Here is a 19,865-nt window from a genome sequence, read left to right on the forward strand (position 1 = left end):
CCTTAAAACCTGACATTCAAATCGAAAGCAAGCGAGATATTCCGCTCACGTTTACCGTCATACGGGCGTTTATCCCAGGTCAACATCACCCCGCCATCCACGACGTTATTCCACTGAATTCTTTGCCCGTACCCCAGTTGGGTAATCGCGCCGCTGCCCTGGTTTTTCTGCCAGTAACTGCCCACCGCGCCGGTAATCTGCTGAGTCCAGACCGTGTCGTAATGGCGATAAAGCACGTGTTCGGCGCTAAGCCCGGGTACGACTGAAAGGTCGCGTTTCGGGTTGTAATACGGCACGTTTTCCTCGCTGTTCGTGCTGCCGAAAATGCCGGGGGTGAAATCCAGCGTAAAGCGCGGCGCTGTCAATAAACGTTCTTTGCCGCTCAGGCCGTATTCGATGCGGTCGTTACCGTCGGAGAAATGAGAGGCGGCGAACGAAAGCTGATACTCGCGTCGCTCGTTTTGATACCAGCGGATATAGCCATCGCCGCCGTTAGCGCTGACGCCGTTGCGAAGGGCGCGCAGCGGCGTACTTCTGGAGAGACGTTCGGCAGAACCGCCGATGCGCCAGTTGTCATTGAAATCATGCCAGGCAGACAGGCGTCCGCCGATTTTTTGCCCGTCGCCATAGTTGTGGCCAGAGATTTCCATTTCCGCCCAGTAGTTACGCGAGGTCCATTCGGCGCCGGCGGCCAGATCGCGGCTAATGCCCTTTCCTTCCTCAAATTCGCCGGTGGCAAAGTTGAAGCCGGTAAACAGCCGCCAGTTATCGTTAATCGGCGGGCTGTAAATCGCTGAATCAAGGGTAAAATCGTGCTTACCGCTGATCGGGCTGTCGGAAGCGATGCCCTGCGAACCGCTAAGGCGCAGCTCAGACATTTTGTGAACGTCGCGGATGCGCGCCAGCCGCAGCGTATCCGTGTCATCCGGGCTGCGCGCAATCACATCGTCGGTCAGCTCGTCGGCCTGTTTCCACTCCTGTAAATCAAGCGCGACGTAGGCCTGCTGACGTTCCAGTTCAAGATTGCTGGGTTCTATGACTTCGGCAAGTTTCAGCTCTTGTTCTGCCTTGCGCGCCAGGCCCCGGGCCTCAAGCACCGAGGCGTAGGTAATGCGCAGCCCCTGGTTTCCCGAGCCGGTGCGCGCCAGGCGTTCAGAGTGTTTTTCAGCCGCGGACAGATCGTTGGTGGCAACCTGATATTGGGTCAGCAACGTCTGACCCAGCAGCCAGGTATCGTTCGGCTGCGGCGTTGGGGAACCATAGACTCGCCGCAGATACGGGCTGTCCTTGATGATGCCATCGACCTGGCGTTTCGCCGCGTCAAAGTTTTCGTTATCCAGGTGGGCGAAAAACAGATCCTGCTGATCGTCTGAGGAAAGCGGAGTCGTGGCGATAGGGCCGTTCGGATAATAGATGCTCATCAGCATCGCTTCGGCTTTCGCGGGCTGTTCTTCATTAAGCCAGGCCGTGGCCACCCACCGTTTGGCATAGGAAGGCACCGCGCCGCCGTCTGCCTCAAGGGATTCATATTCCGCAATAGCTTCGGCGTCACGTTTGCGTATCACCAGCGCGCCAATGCGGTCTATTCTTGCGCGCCGCACGTCAGCCTGCGCGTCCGGGTTATTTTTCCAGGCGGCGAGCAGTTGGTCATAGCGGGCAAGCGCCTTATCGGCCACGATAAAACGTTCTTCTTCGTTGCGCGTTGGCGTGTAAGCAGCACGTACGGTTTGCGCTGCGGCATCAAGCTCAAGTCGCCGCTTCATCGGATCGGTATCGGAAAGGTTTTCCGACAGATCCAGCGCCGGACCTGATACCCGGTTAGCCGATAGCGCGTCGATAAGCGTTGAGCGCGAATCTTTGTTCTTCGGGTCCTCGGTTTCGGCACGGCTGGCTGCGAGCATCGCGTCCCAGTTTTTACCCTGAGCGTGATACACGTAGGCCACCAGCGCATCGCGATCCGGGCCCGGCTCCCTTTGAGCCCAGTTAGTGGCCTCAGTGAGAGCTTGTTCATTGCGCCGCGAATCTGCGAGCGTCATTATCCAGCCCGTACGCGCATCGGCGTTATCCGGCTCTTCGCTTAAAACGTTTTCCCACACGACCAGCGACTGGTTCCATTTCTTTTCATTGCGCAACGCGCGAGCGACAGCAATCTGTCCGCGCGCCGGAATGGCTATTTGCGTGTGATAGCGATCCCAGACTTTGAGGGTTTCCTCATTATTATCCGCCCAGCCTGATATTTGCAGCCAGTCGGCTACCTGATTAGCCGTAAGCGTGGTCTGTTTTTCCTGCGCCTGCAGATAGTCTAATAAAGGCGCCCTGTTTCCCGCGCGCGCCTCCATTATTAAATCATCATAATCAGGCGCCACAGCATACGCCTGAACAGGAGCGAGAACGCAGACAGTAAATAAACAGGTCCCAGATTTTAAATTCTTTATTGAATTGGCATGTCGACGAATGCTGAACATAGCTGCCCTTATATCCTTATGCCAGAGTAGAAATAAGCATTATCATTAATTTGTTGCCGCCTTATGACGGCACATGCAGCCAGAGCACGCGTGCAGCGGCTCTGCAGATATATTTAAGATAAAACTAATACTTTCGCATTATTGACTGAGCGCCTGGATGAATTTTAGAAATTAAATCTCAGAAATAATGTCAAAACGTTAACACCAGGTTAAACACATGGCTACTAAATAATAATATTGTAGAACCTAAAAAGTATTTTCACCTTATTTTCTCTAATACTCTTGGGATTGAATGCTGGCTGAAAGTTGATGGATGATTAAAGATCTTGTGGTTTTTTTTATTATTTAACGTTGCAATCTCTCTCACGGATCTGCGCTTTTTAAAGCTCCTTTTAAGCTAAGCAGGCGCGATTTTTGGCTTTAAGGAGCCAGACTCCCCCTTTCGCCATGCGTAAATATATATTTACAGCCCCCGTAATGCATATTTGACGATCTCTCCGTTTTCCCCTACCCTGCGCGGCACAATGTCGTCGTTAAAATTATAAATTCAGAGGGAAGCGTGAAGAATCGCACTCTTGGCAGTATTTTTATCGTTGCCGGAACCACAATTGGCGCGGGAATGCTGGCTATGCCGCTGGCCTCCGCAGGCGTAGGGTTTGGCGTAACCTTGCTGTTGCTCATCGGGCTCTGGGGATTGATGTGTTACACGGCGCTGCTGCTGGTTGAGGTTTACCAGCATGTTTCCGCTGATACCGGGCTTGGCACGCTTGCCCGCCGCTATCTCGGCCGACCAGGCCAGTGGCTCACCGGTTTCAGCATGCTTTTTTTGATGTACGCCCTCACCGCCGCATATATCAGCGGAGCCGGCGAACTGCTTGCGGCAAGCCTCAGTCAGTGGTTATCCACCACTATTTCTGCAACGACGGGCGTGCTGCTGTTTACGGTGATTGCCGGAGGCGTGGTGTGCGTGGGCACGCACATGGTGGATATGTTTAACCGCGTGTTGTTCAGCGCCAAGATTATTCTGCTGGTGGTGATGCTGGCGCTGATGATGCCGCATATTCACCATACGAACTTATTGTCCCTGCCGATTGAGAAAGGCCTCGCCCTGTCTGCCATTCCGGTAATTTTCACCTCGTTTGGTTTTCATGGCAGCGTACCGAGTATTGTCAGCTATCTGAACGGTGACCTGCGAAAATTGCGCTGGGTCTTTATTACCGGCAGCGCGATCCCGCTCGTCGCCTATATCTTCTGGCAACTGGCGACGCTTGGAGCTATTGATTCCGGCGTTTTCCATACTCTGCTTGCCGATCATGCCGGCCTGAACGGATTATTGCAGGCCGTACGTCAGGTTGTAGCCACGCCGCACGTTGAGCTGGCGGTGCACCTGTTTGCCGATCTGGCGCTGGCGACGTCGTTCCTTGGCGTTTCTCTGGGGCTGTTCGACTACCTGGGAGATTTGTTCCAGCGAAACCGCAAAGCTTCTGGCCGGGCGCAGACCGGGTTGATGACCTTCGCTCCTCCTTTGGTCTTCGCTCTGTTCTATCCGCAAGGCTTTGTGATGGCGCTGGGTTATGCAGGGGTGGCGCTTGCGATCCTGGCGCTGATCGTTCCGTCTCTTCTGGTCTGGAAAAGCCGCCAGCATCACGATGCGCCCGGTTACCGGGTTGCTGGCGGTAAGCCGCTGCTAATGCTGGTATTCGCCTGCGGCGTGGCGGTGATTGTTATTCAGGCGCTGATTGCGGCAGGCGTCTTGCCGGAAGTGGGTTAATTCCTTAGCCCGGTATTTACGCGTTCTCCCCAGCGGGTTAAAAGATGAAATAAGGGCTGCATATGCAGCCCTTATTTTTGCGAAGAGAATCAGAAGGTTTCCCAGTTCTCATCCGTTGTGCTGGTTTGCGCAGGCTTGCGAGGCGCGACCGGGGAAGTCGTCAGCTTCGGCGTTTTAAGCTCGCGTTTTTCTTTCACCGCATCATGCGTAATGCGGAAGACTGATACAGCCTGGGTCAGACGGCTGGCCTGTTCTTCCAGCGCGGCGGCGGCGGCGGCGGACTCTTCCACCAGCGCGGCGTTCTGCTGCGTTACGCGATCCATTTCAGAAACGGCCAGTCCGACCTGGTCGATACCGCGGCTCTGTTCATCGGAAGCAGAAGCGATTTCGCCCATGATGTCGGTCACACGCGTGACGGCATTCACGATTTCATCCATCGTTTCACCCGCGCTTTCTACAAGTGTGGAACCGGTATCGACTTTATTGACCGAATCTTCAATCAGGCTCTTGATCTCTTTTGCCGCCTGGGCGCTGCGCTGCGCAAGGTTGCGTACTTCACCTGCAACAACGGCAAAACCGCGTCCCTGCTCACCGGCACGAGCGGCTTCAACGGCGGCATTCAGCGCCAGAATGTTGGTCTGGAATGCGATGCCGTCGATAACGCTTGTGATGTCGGCAATTTTCTTGGAGCTGCCGGCGATATCGCTCATGGTGCGCACCACGTTATCCACCACTTTGCCGCCCCTTTGCGCGGTTTCAGAGGCGCTTAACGCAAGCTGGCTTGCCTGACGGGCGTTTTCAGCGTTCTGCTTAACGGTCGCCGTGAGTTCTTCCATGCTGGCCGCGGTTTCTTCCAGAGAAGCCGCCTGCTGCTCGGTACGGGATGAAAGATCGTTATTGCCGACGGAGATTTCGCTGGCGCCGCTGTAAATGGCGTTTGCGCCGTTACGTACGTCGCCCACGGTGCTAACCAGTTCGGCCTGCATGTTTCTCAGGCTGTCCGCCAGTTGCCCCATTTCATTGGTGCCTTCCACTTCAATTTTGCGCACCAAATCGCCGCCGGCAATATGGCGAATGCTCGCAATCAGGCTGTTTAACGGAGCGATAAGGGTCGTTTTAATGCCCAGCCAGACAATAATGATTACCGCCAGCACGGCAAGGAGGATCGCCATCAGGATCCAGATAGCCATGTTGTAGGAGCTGTTGTTATCCTCGACGGCCAGTTGATAGAGGTGATCGTTCTGCTCAAGATAACTGACGTACTGCTCCTCGAAACCATCCTGATATTTCTGGGTTGGCTGGTCGAAGAAGGCGTTGATTTTACCCGCGCCCAGCAACTGAATAAGTTCAGCAAGCGCACCGTGGTAGATATCGTAGTTACGCTTGATTTCCTTCGTCGCTTCGTCGCTTTGGCGTGGGTCGCGAGGCAGAGCTTCATAAGCGGTCCACTGCTCCTCGGCGCGCGTCAAAGAGGTGCTCGCGATTTGCATGAGCTCGTTTACCGTTGAGCCACTGCCGGTATTGGTGGTATCCATCATATAGCGGATACCGGCGCGGTTAAGGGTGTTACGGGTTTGCAACAGCGCTACCCAACTGCCATTCAGCGTGGACTGCTGCTGGCGGATGGTTTGCAGGACGGTGAAATTTTCCTTGTCGTTTTTCAGGGCGTTAAAGAACAAACCGCCAGATGTTAATTGTAAAATACCGAACAATCCCAGCACAAAGAGTAGGCTGGTTACTACTTTTATACGATTTAACATGCTTTCCCATTCTTATTCCAACAGATACCCAGAGTATGTCGGCGCTTTCAGGAAAAACTTTATGCCTGGCGTGGGTCTTAACTTGAGAAAAAAGCGATGAGCAAGGTTTGATGTCGTCCCGGATGCGGGACGACGAATAAGTTTGCAGGGGAATTAGCTGCGCTCGATGTCTTTTGCAGCCTGATCGAGAGTATCGATAATTTTGTACAGCGTTTCTTTGGGGATATCGCCCTTAGCGAGCCTGGTATTGAGCGCGATCTTAAAGTTATGAATGGCCCGCTGCACTTCCGGGATTCGGCGATTATCCCCCAGTACGCCAAGCGACGCCAGGCGGCTGATAACCGCAGTAACTTCTTCTCGCTGCTGTTCAAGGGAAGCTTTACCTTCCTCCGTCAGCTCCCAGATTTTTTTACCGCCCGGGGAGTCCGCAGCCCGGATTGCGCCCGTTTCTTCAAGCAGCGTCAGGTTAGGATAAATAATTCCCGGGCTCGGCACATATTCGCCCTTGGCCAGCGCTTCGATGGATTTGATCAGCTCATAGCCGTGAGCGGTGCCGGTTGAAAGAAAGTTCAGGATCAGCAGGCGGATATCCTGCGCGTCAAACAGCCTTTCACGGCGCGAACGCCCGCGCCCTTCAGAATGACCGTCGTGGCGTCCGTGGCCGCCGTGAAGGCCATGCCTTTCGTGTTTATCATGGCGTGCATGCAGAAAATGATGAATACGCATCAATAGTTTCCTATTTGTTATGCCAGTAGGCCACGGCGCGCACGTAATCAGAGTCCAGCTCGTGTGTGGCAAGAAGAGTATCGCTGAGGCGTTTCACTTCCTCGCCTTCGCCGGTTATCCATACGAAGTAATCATGAGCGGGGATGGCGAGGTTTTTTAGCTTTTCAGCGATTGATTCGCCGTCAAGCCATTCAATTTCGGCATGGGCAAATTCGCTCAGGTAAGACTGAGTCCCGCTGTGATGGCTGTTCACTAAAACTCGCGCAGTGATATTTTCAGGTAATGACTGCAAACGGCGACGCACCGCCGGTAAACCGCTTTCGTCGCAGATATATAGCTGCCAGCTATAGTCCGTTGGGACCACAAGCGACCCGCGCGGCCCGCCAATCATCAGCGTATCGCCTGCTTTTGCCGCCGCGGCCCAGTTGCTTGCCACGCCGCCGTCATGAATATAAAAGTCGATAGTCAGTTCGTTGCTTGCGGCATCGAACGCAAGCGGCGTGTAATCGCGTGATGCAGGGCGCGGGCCTTCGTCCCATACAATGCCTTCGTCAGTAATTTCAGGCATTACCAGTTTGCCGTCTTCGCCCGGGAAAAAGACTTTAATATGGTCGTCAAAACCCAGTGAGGAGAAGCCTGAAAGCCGCTCGCTGGTAAAGATAATGCGGTAGAAACATTCAGCGACGTTTTCTTTACTTTTCACCGTCAACTCGCGGAATTTAAGCTCGTTTTTAACGCGTTTCGGCAGTTTAGGTTTGTTTTGTTGAGAGGTCATAGGGTGCTCTTTTGGCTGGTTAAGATATATCATAGACATGTTTTAGCATACGGTATTCGCCTTGTCTTTATCAAAATGCGGGTTTATCAGGCTGGTGAATGAATAAACGGCAACCTTTCTCGCGGTCCGCTACCGGGATCGCAAATTGACAAACCCATACGATTCAAAGCTTCCCTTTCGCCCCGGCACGTCTCTACACTGGTTCCGGCATTTTCGAAGTATGCCTGGTAACACTCCATCCACCGACTAACCGTCCAAGGGAGGTTTGAAATGTTTCCTGAATACCGCGAACTGATCACCGAATTAAAATCCGCCAACCCCCGTTTTCTCAGCCTGTTCGACAAACACAATCAACTCGACCATGAAATCCTGCGCAGGGAGGGCCCGCAAGGTACGGGGTACAATGAAAAGGTCATGCAGTTGAAAAAAGAGAAATTAAGGCTGAAAGATGAGCTTTACCAGATGCTAAAAAAAGCCAGCCAGTAAACTCTGCCATGGAAGGGGCGCTCCCCTTCCTTTTCTTTCTTTGGTAATTGCCGGTTGTCTGATTTTCGCTTCCAGCAGTTATCTTTATTTTTTATAAGGTTAAATACTCTGTATCAAGACCCTGGGTTATTTAGGAATTTACTACTGTAGATAAACCACCCCTTTCTGGTTATTATGCGTCCGTCAAACAGTTACTGCTTCCCGTCATGAAATCATATTCATGATGCGGTTTTTTAGTTTCGGGATTTATTCCGCATGAAATTTATAATAAACCAGACCACACACATCAAAACAGAGTATTTATTGTGTTAAAATGTTTACTTAAATTAATTTTACTTATTTTATTTATTATCTCGCCGTTCTTTGCACCGCCCGCCTCAGCAATGGAACATGCCGGGTTTCGCAGCAAGAATAATTTAACTCATGTCGACATTACGCATTTTTATAACAACTGGAAAGGCGTGCGCTACAAGCTGGGAGGCTCATCAAAGCGCGGTATCGACTGCTCTGCCCTGACCCAGCGCGTGTTTAAGAAAAAGAATATACACTTACCCAGAACCACCTCTGCACAGATTGTTCTGGGTAAGTCTATTGCGAAACACCAATTACGTCCGGGCGATTTAGTTTTCTTCAGGATTAATAAAAATCAGCGTCACGTGGGTATTTATATGGGGAATGGGAAATTTATGCATGCCTCCACCCGCAAAGGCGTGACCCTCTCCCATCTGGCAAGCAGATACTGGGAAAAACGATACGAAACCTCAAGGCGAATTACCTCTTAATAAATACGGTCGCGTCTTCGTTGGAAATATCTGTAAAAGGCCCTGCTCTGTAGAAATATCTGAGCAGGGCCGCCTGGTTAACGCTATTAATTCGTTGCTACCCGTTCAAAGGAAATAACATACAGTTCATTAAGTCCCGGGTAGATTTCGCCAATCACTTCTTTTAACTGCGGCAACGTCATGTTTTCCTGGCGCGCGTGCTCATCAGTCAGTTCGCTGAGCAGCACGGGAGCCACGCTTATCACTTCAATAGTGCAGAAATAAACGTCATCCTCATATCGCCCGACGCGTAAACGCTGGCCCGGAAGGAAATGGGATTCCGCTTCATCACGCAGCGTGATGGTTTTACGGCCTGCAACAATGTCAGCTTCGAAACGCTGGAAAAAAGTAATATCGTTCATGACGGCGTCCTGTAAATCTTATTCAAGACGCTTATCATACCGTCGCTTAGACGAACGCCGCCAATGGATCTGCGGTTTCAAAGGCAATCTTGCGATCGGCCTTTGGCGGATAAATTAATTCGCTGGTGATGGAAAGCTTCAGTTTCTTCGCTTCCGCACGGGTGAGTTTCACTTCCTGCTCCCAGCCTTCGGTATACACCGCGCCCCAGCCGCCAAGATCAAGACAGGTCACATAATTTACCTGGCGATAGGTCAGCGGTTCCACGCCCAGCAGAGAAGCCGCGGCGTTATGGCCCACAAAACGGCCTAACATGATGGCGTGCTGGCAGGTCATCAGCGCAATGTTGCCTTTATCATCCGTTGTGGCACGCGCCACATCGCCCGTAGCAAAAACGTCGTCATAGCCCGGCACCTGCAGGAATTCGTTCACATGCAAACGCCCCTGGGCGTCGCGCTGCGCGGCAATTTGTGAGGTTAATTCGCTTGCCTGAACGCCGACTGTCCAGATAACCGTGCTGGATGGAATGCGTTCGCCATCGGCCAGGATAATCCCCTGCTCGTCCACTTCGGCAACTTCGGCGCCCAGGCGCCATTCAATGCCCAGCTCGTCGCTCGCCTCACGAATTACGTCACGCAGCGCTTCGCTGTAGCGTCCGCCAATGACGTTACCGCGTTCCACAACGATGACACGCGGCGCACCGCCTTCACCCAGAATAGCGCGCAGACGATGCGGCAATTCAGTTGCCACTTCGATACCGGTAAAACCGCCGCCGCACACCACAACGGTATTTCTCGCGGCCGAATCCGGCTGTTGTCCGAGTTGATTAATATGCTGTTCAAGACGCAGCGCGGTTTCAAGCTGATCGAGATCGAACGCGTGTTCAGCGGCTCCTTTCACCCGATCCCGGCGCAGATAACTGCCGGTGGCGATAACCAGACGGTCGTAATGTTCGATTGTGCTTTCGTTCTGCGCATTGCGATACCACACGCATTTTCCCTGCGCATCAATACGCTGCGCCTCACCCTGCAAGAAGTTCACGCCGGTGACGTTAAACAACGGCATTAGCGGGGAAACCAGCGTTTCGACTTTCTTCTCATAAAAACGCGGACGCACGCGCAGCTCCGGTTGCGGAGCTAATACGGTGATTTCAATATCGTTACGTTCATGCAGCGCTGTCAGACGAGCCGCGCTAAGCGCTGCCCACATACCCGCAAAACCTGCGCCGAGAATAAGGATCTTTTGTTTCATGCAATCTGCCTTTGTGAAATAAAGCCACCATCTGGCCAGTAACTACGACTATACTTATCGCAGTTAACTCCGACAACATTTTTCGTAGTTAAATTTTTTATTCCATGCCGAAAGCCCATTTTCATTGCAAGCTGTCGCGGATATCCCTACATTACTCGGAATAACCATATCGGGGGTTTTATGGCGTTTTACAGTGCGGGCGTGGAATACGGCATTCACAGCCTGGTTTGCATGGTGGATAGCAAAGGCAACGGCATCGAAATGAGCGTGCGCGAAATCGCCGAGCTTCAGGGCGTGCCCTACGATTATCTTGCCAAAATATTCACTAAGCTTTCCAAAGCCGGTCTTGTCGCCAGCACTGAAGGTAAAGGCGGCGGATTTATGCTGGCGCGCCTGCCTGAGCAGATAACCGTGCTGGATATTGTCGCGGCTATTGACGGCCCGAAGAATATTTTTGACTGCAAAGAGATTCGCCAGCGCCTTGCCGTATTCGATGAATCCCCGCCCGCGTGGGCCTGCGAAGGGATTTGCGGTATTCGCGCCGTGATGAACACCGCGCAGCAAAGAATGGAAGAAGCGCTGGCGCAGCACACCATTCTGGATTTATCACGCCGGGTTTTCCGTAAAGCTCCCGATGAGTTTGTCGTGGAAGTGCAGGACTGGATCCGCGACAGACGCAGACAATAACGTTTATTTTCCTTAGATAAATTCTGGCAAAGCATTGCCGGTACGCGCCTGTTCTGTCGGACAATCTGCTTATAAAAAACTCTTTTTACCCGCTTTCTCCCTTCGTTTAGCCATCGATATTTCTAAACCGCCATACGGCTTTCCTTCCTGACGGCTGATTTAGCAGATTATATTACTTTTTGCTCTATTAACTGGTTTTAAGTTCTTTAGAGGCCGTATTCCACCGCCCTATTATCCGCAACATGAACATTTTTCAGGTTGTGAGAAACCATGGCTATTGTAAATTCCGTCCTCGATTTGATTGGCAACACGCCGCTGCTGCGGCTTAACCGTTTTGATACCGGCTCCTGCGAGCTGCTGCTGAAACTTGAAAACCAAAACCCGGGCGGATCGATAAAAGATCGCGTGGCGCTTGCGATGATCAACCAGGCCGAACAAAGCGGCGCGCTTGCCCCAGGCGGTACGATAATAGAGGCCACGGCGGGAAACACGGGGCTTGGGCTTGCGCTGATCGCTACGCAAAAAGGTTATCCGCTTATTCTTGTCGTCCCGGACAAAATGAGCCGCGAGAAGATTTTCCATCTGAAAGCGCTTGGCGTGGACGTGCGACTCACGCGTTCTGATGTCACCAAAGGCCACCCCGATTATTACCAGGATTACGCTCGCCGCCTGGCGCAGGATATGCCCGGAAGCTTCTACATCGATCAATTTTCCAATCCGGCTAACCCACGGGCGCACGCAGAAACGACGGCCGTCGAGCTTTGGCAGCAAACCAACGGCAACATTGACGCCATTGTGGTGGGCGTCGGTTCCGGCGGCACGCTCGGTGGACTGCAACATTTCTTCAAAACCCACTCCCCGAAAACTGAATTTATCCTTGCCGATCCGCAGGGTTCTATCCTGGCCGACGTTGTAGAGCACGGCGCTCATCAGGCGCCGGGAAGCTGGCTTGTAGAGGGGATTGGCGAAGATTTTATTCCTCCTCTGGCGCAGATTGGCGGCGTTTCTCAGGCGTTCCGCATTGAAGACCGCGAAGCTTTTGCCGCCGCGCGCGAACTGCTCAGGCTGGAAGGCGTTCTGGCGGGTTCCTCAACCGGTACTCTGCTTGCTGCAGCATTGCGTTACTGCCGGGCGCAGACGACGCCTAAACGCGTGGTGACCTTCGCCTGCGACAGCGGCAATAAATATCTTTCAAAAATGTTTAACGATGAATGGCTCAGCGACCATGGCTTCGCAACTCAGAATCAACAAGGAAAACACAATGACTAAATTTTCTACCCAAAGCGTGCACAGCGGCGCATTCAGCGATGCTCACGGGGCGGTCATGCCGCCGATTTACGCCACGTCGACCTTTGCACAACCGGCGCCCGGCCAGCATACGGGCTATGAATATTCACGCAGCGGCAATCCCACCCGGCATGCGCTCGAAAGCGCTATTGCAGAGCTTGAGGGCGGCAGCCGCGGCTATGCTTTTGCATCAGGCTTAGCGGCAATTTCCACCGTGCTGGAGCTGCTGGACAGCGGCAGCCATATCGTCGCTATTGATGATGTCTACGGTGGAACGTATCGCCTCATAGAAAATGTTCGCCGCCACACCGCCGCGCTGCAGGTCAGTTGGGTAAAACCTGACGACCTTGCGGGCCTTGAAGCGGCGATTCGTCCGGAAACCCGCATGATTTGGGTAGAAACGCCGACCAACCCGCTGCTGAAGCTGGCCGATCTGGACGCCATTGCGAAAATAGCCAGGCGGCATCAGCTAATAAGCGTGGCGGATAACACTTTCGCCTCCCCGGCTATTCAGCGCCCTATTGAGCTGGGGTTCGATATCGTGGTGCATTCAGCCACCAAGTACCTGAACGGGCATTCCGATGTGGTGGCGGGCCTGGCGGTGGTAGGAGCGGATCGGGCGCTGGCCGACAAATTAGCCTATCTGCAAAACGCCGTGGGCGGCGTGCTTGATCCGTTCAGTAGTTTTCTGACGCTGCGCGGCATCCGCACGCTTGCGCTGCGAATGGAGCGGCACAGCGCCAATGCTTTGCATCTCGCCAGCAGGCTCGCAGAACATCCTGCCATTGAAAACGTTTACTATCCGTGGCTGGAAACGCATCCACAATACCGGCTTGCCCGGCAACAAATGTCACAGCCTGGCGGGATGATCTCGATTGTGGTGCGCGGTGGCGAACAACGAGCTGCCGAAGTCATCGGCAAGCTGAAACTCTTTACGCTGGCAGAAAGCCTGGGCGGCGTGGAAAGCCTGGTCAGCCAGCCGTTTACCATGACCCACGCCTCTATTCCTCTGGAGCAGCGCCTCGCTAATGGCATTACGCCGCAGCTTATCCGCCTGTCGGTGGGGATTGAGGATGCCGGGGATTTACTGGCGGATTTGCAGCAGGCCTTGCAGTAACGGTTTAATTTTCACCATTTGCCCAGCGGCGCACATAAAAAAGGCCATCCGATGGAGATGGCCTTTAGCGTTTTAACTGAAGTTACTCTTGTGGAACTGAGTCAATCTGATAGTCACCTCCGTTTCACCGCTGATACTGACCCCAACATACTCCTGTCATACAGCAAGAAACAAAACCTGACTCACATTTTTAGGCAGCCCTGCCGATACGTTCTGTTCAGAACAGCGAAAACATCAGCGCCACAGGGAAGCTCATCGGCCAGGTTGCCCCGACCAGCACCGAGCTTAACAGCTTGATTCGTTTGCTGTCGCGCGCCAGAAACCAGGTGATCACAGCAGAGATAAACGACATTACGGCGTAAAAAACCAACATATGTTGATAAAGCGTCATACAAATTTTTATAAATTGATAAAAAAGTTGGCAAATTATGCGCTTTTTTTATGACGCAGATCAAGGTTTGAAGGAAGGGTTGTGGCGAGAACGCCAGGAGAGTGAACGTGTGCAGTACCTGAAGACTACAGGAAGAGTTATCATACGCATTGCGCCACTCGCTACGTTTCGCAGTGGTCTGAAGACGCCTTCGCTTATAAGGGTTAACTCATTAACCGGAAGTTGACTCGATTAATAAAGAGAACATCATGAAAATTGGATATTTGTTCCCCATCGCCATCATCGTTTCCGCAGTAGTGCTTCTGGCCTGGTTTATCATTGGCGGTTATGCGATGCCGGGTGCTTGAGGATACCTTCGTTAGCAACCTTGCACCCGGGACAGGCGGCCGGAATACAATAGCTTTGTATTACAGCCACCTGAATTACCCTTAATGCTTGATCATTACATGCCGAATCACGGTGTAATCCTCAAGCCCGAATAAAGACATATCTTTGCCGTAGCCCGAGAGCTTTTGTCCGCCATGCGGCATTTCGCTGACCAGCATAAAGTGCGTGTTAACCCAGGTGCAGCCGTATTGCAGCCTGGCGCTCAGGCGATGCGCGCGCCCAACGTCCTGCGTCCAGACGGACGACGCAAGCCCATAGGGTGAATCGTTCGCCCAGTCCAGCACCTGCTCTTCGTCGTTGAACGACGTCACGCTCACCACCGGGCCGAACACCTCTTTCTGGACGATATCGTCCTCCTGTTTCGCGCCGGCGATGAGAGTCGGCTGGAAGTAATAGCCCGGCCCTTCAACCCTCGCGCCGCCCGTTACCACTTTTACATGCGGCAACGCTTTGGCGGCATTCACCGCCTGGGTTACGCGCTCAAGATGGGCCTGTGAACTCAGCGGCCCAAGTTCGGTTGATTCCTCTTCCGGCGCGCCATATTTAAGGCTTGCGACAGCCGCGCCAAGTTTTTCGACCAGCCTGTCGTAAATACCTTCTTGCGCGTAAATGCGACAGGCGGCGGTGCAATCCTGCCCGGCATTGTAATAACCGAAGGTACGCACGCCCTCCACAACGGCATCCAGATCCGCATCGTCAAATACGATAACCGGCGCTTTACCACCCAACTCCATGTGCGTGCGCTTAATCGACGGCGCGGTATGGCTGATGATGTGTTCACCCGTAGCGATAGAACCGGTGAGCGAAACCATGCGCACTTTAGTATGCCCGGTCAGCGCATCGCCTACCGTTTGCCCGCGTCCGAACAGCACGTTCAAAACGCCCGCCGGGAAAATATCTTTCGCAAGCTCGGCAAGTTTAAAGGCGGTCAGCGGGGTCGTTTCCGAAGGCTTAATAACCACGCAGTTTCCTGCGGCAAGCGCAGGTCCTAGCTTCCAGGCGGCCATCATCAACGGATAGTTCCACGGCGCGATAGAAGCCACGACGCCCACCGGATCGCGGCGAATCATTGACGTATGCCCGCTCAGATATTCCCCGGCGGCCAGGCCGTTCAGACAACGGCTCGCCCCGGCAAAAAAGCGGAACACATCCACAACCGCCGGGATCTCGTCATTGAGAACGCAGTGATACGGTTTGCCGCAGTTAAGCGACTCCAGACGGGCAAACGCTTCACCGTTTTGCTCAATGACATCGGCGAGTTTTAAAAGATGCTCAGCGCGCTCTTTTGGCGTTGTTTGCCCCCAGCTCCTGAATGCCTCGTCCGCGGCCGTAACCGCTTCGTTAACCTGTTCGACGGTGGCTTCTGCTATCTCCAGCAGCACCTCGCCGGTTGCCGGGTTATAAACCGGCAGCTTTTCGCCCAGCCCTTCCTCTAACTGGCCATTAATCAACAGTTGGCTTTGCATTGCGATACCCTTCTAAGTTATTTCCCGCCGCCCGCAACGTCGTCTCCGCCACGGCTCAGCCAGTACGCCCCTAAAATTGGAATGGTGGTCATCAGCATAACCAGCAGCGCCACCACGTTGGTTACCGGCACTTCGCGCGGCCTGCCCAGTTGATTGAGCAGCCAGAGCGGTAAGGTGCGTTCATGGCCGGCGGTAAAAGTGGTGACGATAATTTCATCAAACGACAGGGCGAACGCCAGCATGCCGCCCGCCAGCAGCGCCGAACCGAGATTGGGCAGAATCACATAGCGGAAGGTTTGCCAGCCGTCCGCCCCCAGATCCATCGACGCCTCAATCAGGCTGTAAGAGGTGCGCCTGAAACGAGCAATGACGTTATTAAAGACGATCACCACGCAAAAGGTTGCGTGGCCTGTCACGATGGTCAAAAACCCCGGCTCGATGCCCAGCGTTTTAAACGCGGTAAGCAGCGCAATACCGGTAATGATCCCCGGCAGCGCGATGGGCAGCAGCAATAAAAGCGAAATGGCGTTTTTACCGAAAAACTCACGACGCCAAAGCGCTGCGGCGGCCAGCGTGCCGAGGATTAAAGCAATTATAGTCGCAAGCGCGGCAATCTTAAGTGACAACGTCACGGCGGCGAAAATATCCCCCCGGGATGCCGCCACGCTAAACCAGCGTAACGTAAGCCCCTGCGGAGGAAAACTGAACGCGGCTTCCTCGGTGTTAAAGGCGTAAAGTGCGATGATAAGCAACGGGAAATGCAGGAAGATCGCTCCGCCCCAGGCGGCGATTTTAAGCATCAGCGGCGCGCGTTCAGAGTGCATCGAAAGCTCCCAGACGCTTCACAAGCGTCAGATAAATGGCGATCAGCACGATGGGCACAAGCGTAAACGCCGCCGCCATCGGCATATTGCCAATCGCTCCCTGCTGGGAATAAACCATGTTGCCGATAAAATAGCCCGGCGGCCCAACCAGTTGCGGCACGATGAAGTCACCCAGCGTTAAGGAAAAGGTGAATATCGATCCGGCCGCCACGCCCGGGATCGCAAGCGGCAGAATAACGTGGCGGAAAGTCTGGGTTGGCCGGGCGCCCAAATCCGCAGAAGCCTGAAGCAGCGACGGCGGCAAGCGTTCAAGCGCAGCCTGAATCGGCAAAATCATAAACGGCAGCCAGATATAGAGAAACACCAGGAATCGGCCCAGACCGGAGGTAGAGAGCGTATTTCCGCCCAGCGCGGGAAAACTCAGCATAGCGCTGAGGATCGGCTCAAGCCCGAGGTGTTGCAGGAACCACTGCGCCACGCCATCCCGCGCAAGCAGCAACGTCCACGCGTAAGCTTTGACAATGTAGCTCGCCCACATCGGCAGCATCACGGCGATATAAAAGAAGGCTTTTAATTTGCCGCTGGTATAGCGCGCCATGTACCAGGCCATCGGAAAAGCCAGCACCGCGCTTGCCAGGGTAACCACTATCGCCATGGTGAGCGTGCGTAAAATAATGTCGTAATTAGCCGGATGGAAAAGCGCCGCCAGGTTCGCCAGCGTCAAATCCGGCGTAACCGACATAGTGAAATCATCAAAGGTATAGAACCCCTGCCAGAGCAGCGTCAGCAAAGATCCAAAGTAGATAACGCCAAACCACAGCAGCGGCGGGAGCAGCAATAGCGCCAGCCAGAACGCGGGCCGCTGCCAGAGAAAAGTCGTTATACGGCGCATCAGCCGCCTGTCGTTGCGGGCTGCGGGAAGGCTCATATCCATCTCATCCTTCCTCATGTAGCGGCACCATTGCCGCTCGCGGCCAGGCCGCCAGCACCTGCTGCCCAATCTGGTAGCGCTCTTCGCTTACCAGTCGCTGTGGATTAGCCTCGCTGACCAGCAGCTTTTCACCGTCGGTCAGACGCAGCTCCAGACGCGTGGCCGCTCCCTGATAATGAATTTCCTGTATGGTCCCGGCGGCCTGAATTTCGCCTTCGCGGTCGATAACGATGTGCTCCGGACGCAGCGAAAAGAGCTTTTCATCGCCGCAAAGCTTCACCGCAAGCGAAGGCGCAATCACGTTAGAAGTCCCAACGAAGCCTGCGACAAAAGCGGTACGTGGCTGCATATAAAGCTGGCGCGGCGTATCGACCTGCTCGATTCGCCCGTTGTTGAAAACCGCCACCCGGTCAGACATCGACAGTGCTTCGCTCTGATCGTGGGTGACGAAGATAAAAGTGATGCCCAGTTCGCGCTGGAGCTTTTTTAACTCGCCCTGCATTTGCTCGCGAAGTTTTAAATCGAGCGCGCCGAGAGGTTCATCAAGCAGCAAAACACGGGGGCGATTGACCAGAGCACGGGCCAAAGCCACGCGCTGACGCTGCCCGCCAGAAAGCTGGGACGGTTTGCGGGCATGAACAAATCCAAGCGCGACCTGCTCAAGCGCGGCCTGCGCCGCAGCCTGGCGGGTTTTCTTATCCACGCCCTTCACCATCAGACCGTAAGCAACGTTTTCCAGCACCGTCATATGGGGGAACAAGGCATAGTCCTGAAAAACCGTGTTCACATCGCGCTGATAGGGCGGCACGTCCTGCGCCTGTTTACCAAAGATCGAAATGGTGCCGCTGGAAACCTGCTCAAAACCGGCAATCATCCGCAGGCAGGTGGTTTTGCCCGAGCCGGACGGCCCGAGCAGCGAGAAGAACTCTCCGTCGGCAATATCAATGGACACGCCGTCCACGGCGCGCACATCGCCATAAACCCGCGAAACGTTATCAAACTGTACGGCATAAGACATGTCGGCCTCCGGGTTTAACGGCCACCCATAATGGCGATATAGTCCTGCGTCCAGCGGCTGTAGGGCACAAATTTACCGCCGTTTGCGACCGGCGTTTTCCAGAACACTATCTTATCGAAGTAGTTGTAACCGTTGGTTTCGCAGCCCTTGTCGCCCAGCAGCGTGCTGGCTTTACAGCCTTGCGCCACGGCGGGCAGCGAGCCGAACCATGCCGCCACGTCGCCCTGAACTTTTGGCTTCAATGACCAGTTCATCCATTTGTAGGCGCAGTTCATATGCTTCGCATCGGCGTGCAGCATAGTGGTATCCGCCCAGCCGGTGACGCCTTCTTTCGGGAATACGGTTGCGACGGGCTGCCCTTCGCCTTTTAAAGCGTTCGCCTGATAAGGCCAGGCGCTGGAGGCCACTACGCCCTCGTTTTTGAAATCGCTCATCTGAACGGTGGTGTCGTGCCAGTAGCGGTGGATCAGCGCGTGCTGATCGCGCAGCACCTTAAGCACGGCCTGATATTGCTCTTCGGTGAGCTGATACGGGTCGGAAATGCCAAGCTGCGGCTGGGTGGCTTTAACATAAAGCGCGGCATCGGCGATATAAATCGGGCCGTCGTAGGCCTGCACGCGGCCCTGGTTTGTTTTGCCATCAGGGAGGTCTTGTTTCACAAACACCACGCCCCAGCTATCAGGCGGCGTTGTGAACGTTTTTGTGTTGTACATCAGTAGGTTCGGCCCCCACTGATAAGGCGTGCCGTAGACTTTACCGTCCACGTTAAACCAGGAGCCTTTTTCCAGACGCGGATCGACATCTTTCCAGTTCGGGATGAGCGCGGTATTTATCGGCTGAACACGCTTGCCCATAATCAAACGCAGCGATGCATCCCCCGACGCGGTCACCAGGTCGTATCCGCCTTTCGCCATCAGGCTCACCATTTCATCGGAGGTCGCCGCCGTTTTGACATTCACCTTGCAACCGGTTTCTTTCTCAAAATCGGTTACCCAGTCGTACTGCTTATCCGTGTCGCCCCGCTCGATATAGCCCGGCCAGGCGATGATATCCAGTTGCCCTTCACCGTCGCCGATTTGCGTGGGAAGCCCCGCCGCCTGTGCTGAAAGCACGGTCAAACAGAGGGAGGAAAGGGTCCACAGAGCCTGTCTTGTACGCATTGCGTGTACTCCTGTCTGAAAGATAAAGGCGGCATATAAGTGCCGAAGTGCGAAAAAGTCCCCGTAAAAAAAACAATAGCCTGCGCCAATATGACAAGCATGGCGGCGGCGGTAAATTTCATCAGGTTGTGATAGACCGCGCAGTAAAACTTAAGCGGCGCGCTTCGCAGATTTAGCCGGTC

At 54.0% G+C, this 19,865-nt stretch carries 18 protein-coding genes and 1 pseudogene; 7 read left to right on the forward strand and 12 right to left on the reverse strand.

The features are described 5' to 3' along the window. Positions 1-2: 2 nt before the first annotated feature. Positions 3-2,465 (reverse strand): poly-beta-1,6 N-acetyl-D-glucosamine export porin PgaA, encoded by a 2,463-nt coding sequence (gene pgaA / locus MUA00_RS18885; RefSeq protein ID WP_271124531.1) that lies wholly within the window; start codon positions 2,463-2,465, stop codon positions 3-5. A gap of 559 nt (positions 2,466-3,024) precedes the next feature. Between pgaA and tyrP the strand changes: the two genes are divergently transcribed. Further along, a complete protein-coding gene (gene tyrP / locus MUA00_RS18890) occupies positions 3,025-4,236 on the forward strand; it encodes a tyrosine transporter TyrP (protein WP_271124532.1) in 1,212 nt (403 codons plus the stop codon). An 89-nt stretch (positions 4,237-4,325) separates the two neighbouring features. Here tyrP and tsr read toward each other — a convergent pair whose 3' ends face one another. From tsr to MUA00_RS18905, 3 genes are all read right to left on the reverse strand, one after another. Beyond that, positions 4,326-5,996 carry a methyl-accepting chemotaxis protein gene (gene tsr, locus MUA00_RS18895; RefSeq protein WP_271124533.1) on the reverse strand — a complete coding sequence of 557 codons (1,671 nt, stop codon included), beginning with the start codon at positions 5,994-5,996 and terminating at the stop codon, positions 4,326-4,328. Between the two features lie 153 nt (positions 5,997-6,149). After that, positions 6,150-6,722: a PadR family transcriptional regulator gene (locus MUA00_RS18900; RefSeq protein WP_271124534.1), complete on the reverse strand. Its 573-nt coding sequence runs from the start codon at positions 6,720-6,722 to the stop codon at positions 6,150-6,152. 10 nt (positions 6,723-6,732) lie between these two features. Continuing rightward, positions 6,733-7,497 (reverse strand): siderophore-interacting protein, encoded by a 765-nt coding sequence (locus MUA00_RS18905; RefSeq protein ID WP_271124535.1) that lies wholly within the window; start codon positions 7,495-7,497, stop codon positions 6,733-6,735. A gap of 270 nt (positions 7,498-7,767) precedes the next feature. Here MUA00_RS18905 and MUA00_RS18910 point away from each other — a divergent pair, with 270 nt between their 5' ends. Continuing rightward, complete coding sequence (locus tag MUA00_RS18910) at positions 7,768-7,983, forward strand: YdcH family protein (RefSeq protein ID WP_271124536.1); 216 nt, start codon at positions 7,768-7,770, stop codon at positions 7,981-7,983. A gap of 305 nt (positions 7,984-8,288) precedes the next feature. Next, on the forward strand, positions 8,289-8,765 hold the full coding sequence (locus MUA00_RS18915) for an NlpC/P60 family protein (protein WP_271124537.1): 477 nt from the start codon (positions 8,289-8,291) through the stop codon (positions 8,763-8,765). A gap of 86 nt (positions 8,766-8,851) precedes the next feature. Here the strand turns inward: MUA00_RS18915 and yqfB are convergent, their stop codons facing one another. Both yqfB and MUA00_RS18925 read right to left on the reverse strand, forming a co-directional pair. Then, complete coding sequence (yqfB, locus tag MUA00_RS18920) at positions 8,852-9,166, reverse strand: N(4)-acetylcytidine aminohydrolase (protein WP_271124538.1); 315 nt, start codon at positions 9,164-9,166, stop codon at positions 8,852-8,854. Positions 9,167-9,212: 46 nt separating this feature from the next. Continuing rightward, entirely contained in the window at positions 9,213-10,415 is a 1,203-nt protein-coding gene (locus tag MUA00_RS18925; RefSeq protein WP_271124539.1) for an NAD(P)/FAD-dependent oxidoreductase, read from the reverse strand. Positions 10,416-10,595: 180 nt separating this feature from the next. Here MUA00_RS18925 and MUA00_RS18930 point away from each other — a divergent pair, with 180 nt between their 5' ends. The 3 genes and pseudogenes from MUA00_RS18930 (at position 10,596) to MUA00_RS18940 (ending at position 13,506) form a co-directional block, all read left to right on the forward strand. After that, complete coding sequence (locus MUA00_RS18930; RefSeq protein WP_271124540.1) at positions 10,596-11,102, forward strand: RrF2 family transcriptional regulator; 507 nt, start codon at positions 10,596-10,598, stop codon at positions 11,100-11,102. 270 nt (positions 11,103-11,372) lie between these two features. Next, positions 11,373-12,368: pseudogene (locus MUA00_RS18935) on the forward strand (PLP-dependent cysteine synthase family protein); the annotation flags it as partial. Beyond that, complete coding sequence (locus MUA00_RS18940; RefSeq protein ID WP_271124541.1) at positions 12,364-13,506, forward strand: trans-sulfuration enzyme family protein; 1,143 nt, start codon at positions 12,364-12,366, stop codon at positions 13,504-13,506. The pseudogene MUA00_RS18935 and the gene MUA00_RS18940, both read left to right, overlap by 5 nt. 217 nt (positions 13,507-13,723) lie before the next feature. Here MUA00_RS18940 and MUA00_RS18945 read toward each other — a convergent pair whose 3' ends face one another. Then, positions 13,724-13,897, reverse strand: coding sequence for a GhoT/OrtT family toxin (locus tag MUA00_RS18945; protein ID WP_271124542.1), 174 nt, complete (start codon positions 13,895-13,897; stop codon positions 13,724-13,726). 248 nt (positions 13,898-14,145) lie between these two features. Between MUA00_RS18945 and MUA00_RS18950 the strand changes: the two genes are divergently transcribed. Continuing rightward, positions 14,146-14,244: a YoaK family small membrane protein gene (locus tag MUA00_RS18950; protein WP_271124543.1), complete on the forward strand. Its 99-nt coding sequence runs from the start codon at positions 14,146-14,148 to the stop codon at positions 14,242-14,244. An 81-nt stretch (positions 14,245-14,325) separates the two neighbouring features. On the opposite strand, the gene patD is transcribed toward MUA00_RS18950, so the two are convergent. The 5 genes from patD to ydcS are packed head-to-tail and all read right to left on the reverse strand — an operon-like array spanning position 14,326 to position 19,683. Then, on the reverse strand, positions 14,326-15,750 hold the full coding sequence (gene patD, locus MUA00_RS18955; protein ID WP_271124544.1) for an aminobutyraldehyde dehydrogenase: 1,425 nt from the start codon (positions 15,748-15,750) through the stop codon (positions 14,326-14,328). Between the two features lie 17 nt (positions 15,751-15,767). Next, a complete protein-coding gene (locus MUA00_RS18960; RefSeq protein WP_271124545.1) occupies positions 15,768-16,574 on the reverse strand; it encodes an ABC transporter permease in 807 nt (268 codons plus the stop codon). Next, entirely contained in the window at positions 16,564-17,466 is a 903-nt protein-coding gene (locus tag MUA00_RS18965; protein WP_408639734.1) for an ABC transporter permease, read from the reverse strand. The genes MUA00_RS18960 and MUA00_RS18965 overlap by 11 nt, the downstream gene beginning before the upstream one ends. A gap of 43 nt (positions 17,467-17,509) precedes the next feature. After that, positions 17,510-18,523 (reverse strand): ABC transporter ATP-binding protein, encoded by a 1,014-nt coding sequence (locus MUA00_RS18970; RefSeq protein WP_271124546.1) that lies wholly within the window; start codon positions 18,521-18,523, stop codon positions 17,510-17,512. A 14-nt stretch (positions 18,524-18,537) separates the two neighbouring features. Then, positions 18,538-19,683, reverse strand: coding sequence for a putative ABC transporter substrate-binding protein YdcS (ydcS, locus tag MUA00_RS18975; RefSeq protein ID WP_271124547.1), 1,146 nt, complete (start codon positions 19,681-19,683; stop codon positions 18,538-18,540). Positions 19,684-19,865 lie beyond the last annotated feature (182 nt).

This window comes from Dryocola boscaweniae, assembly GCF_025215095.1.
In the GTDB taxonomy this organism is placed as follows: Bacteria; Pseudomonadota; Gammaproteobacteria; order Enterobacterales; family Enterobacteriaceae; genus Dryocola; species Dryocola boscaweniae.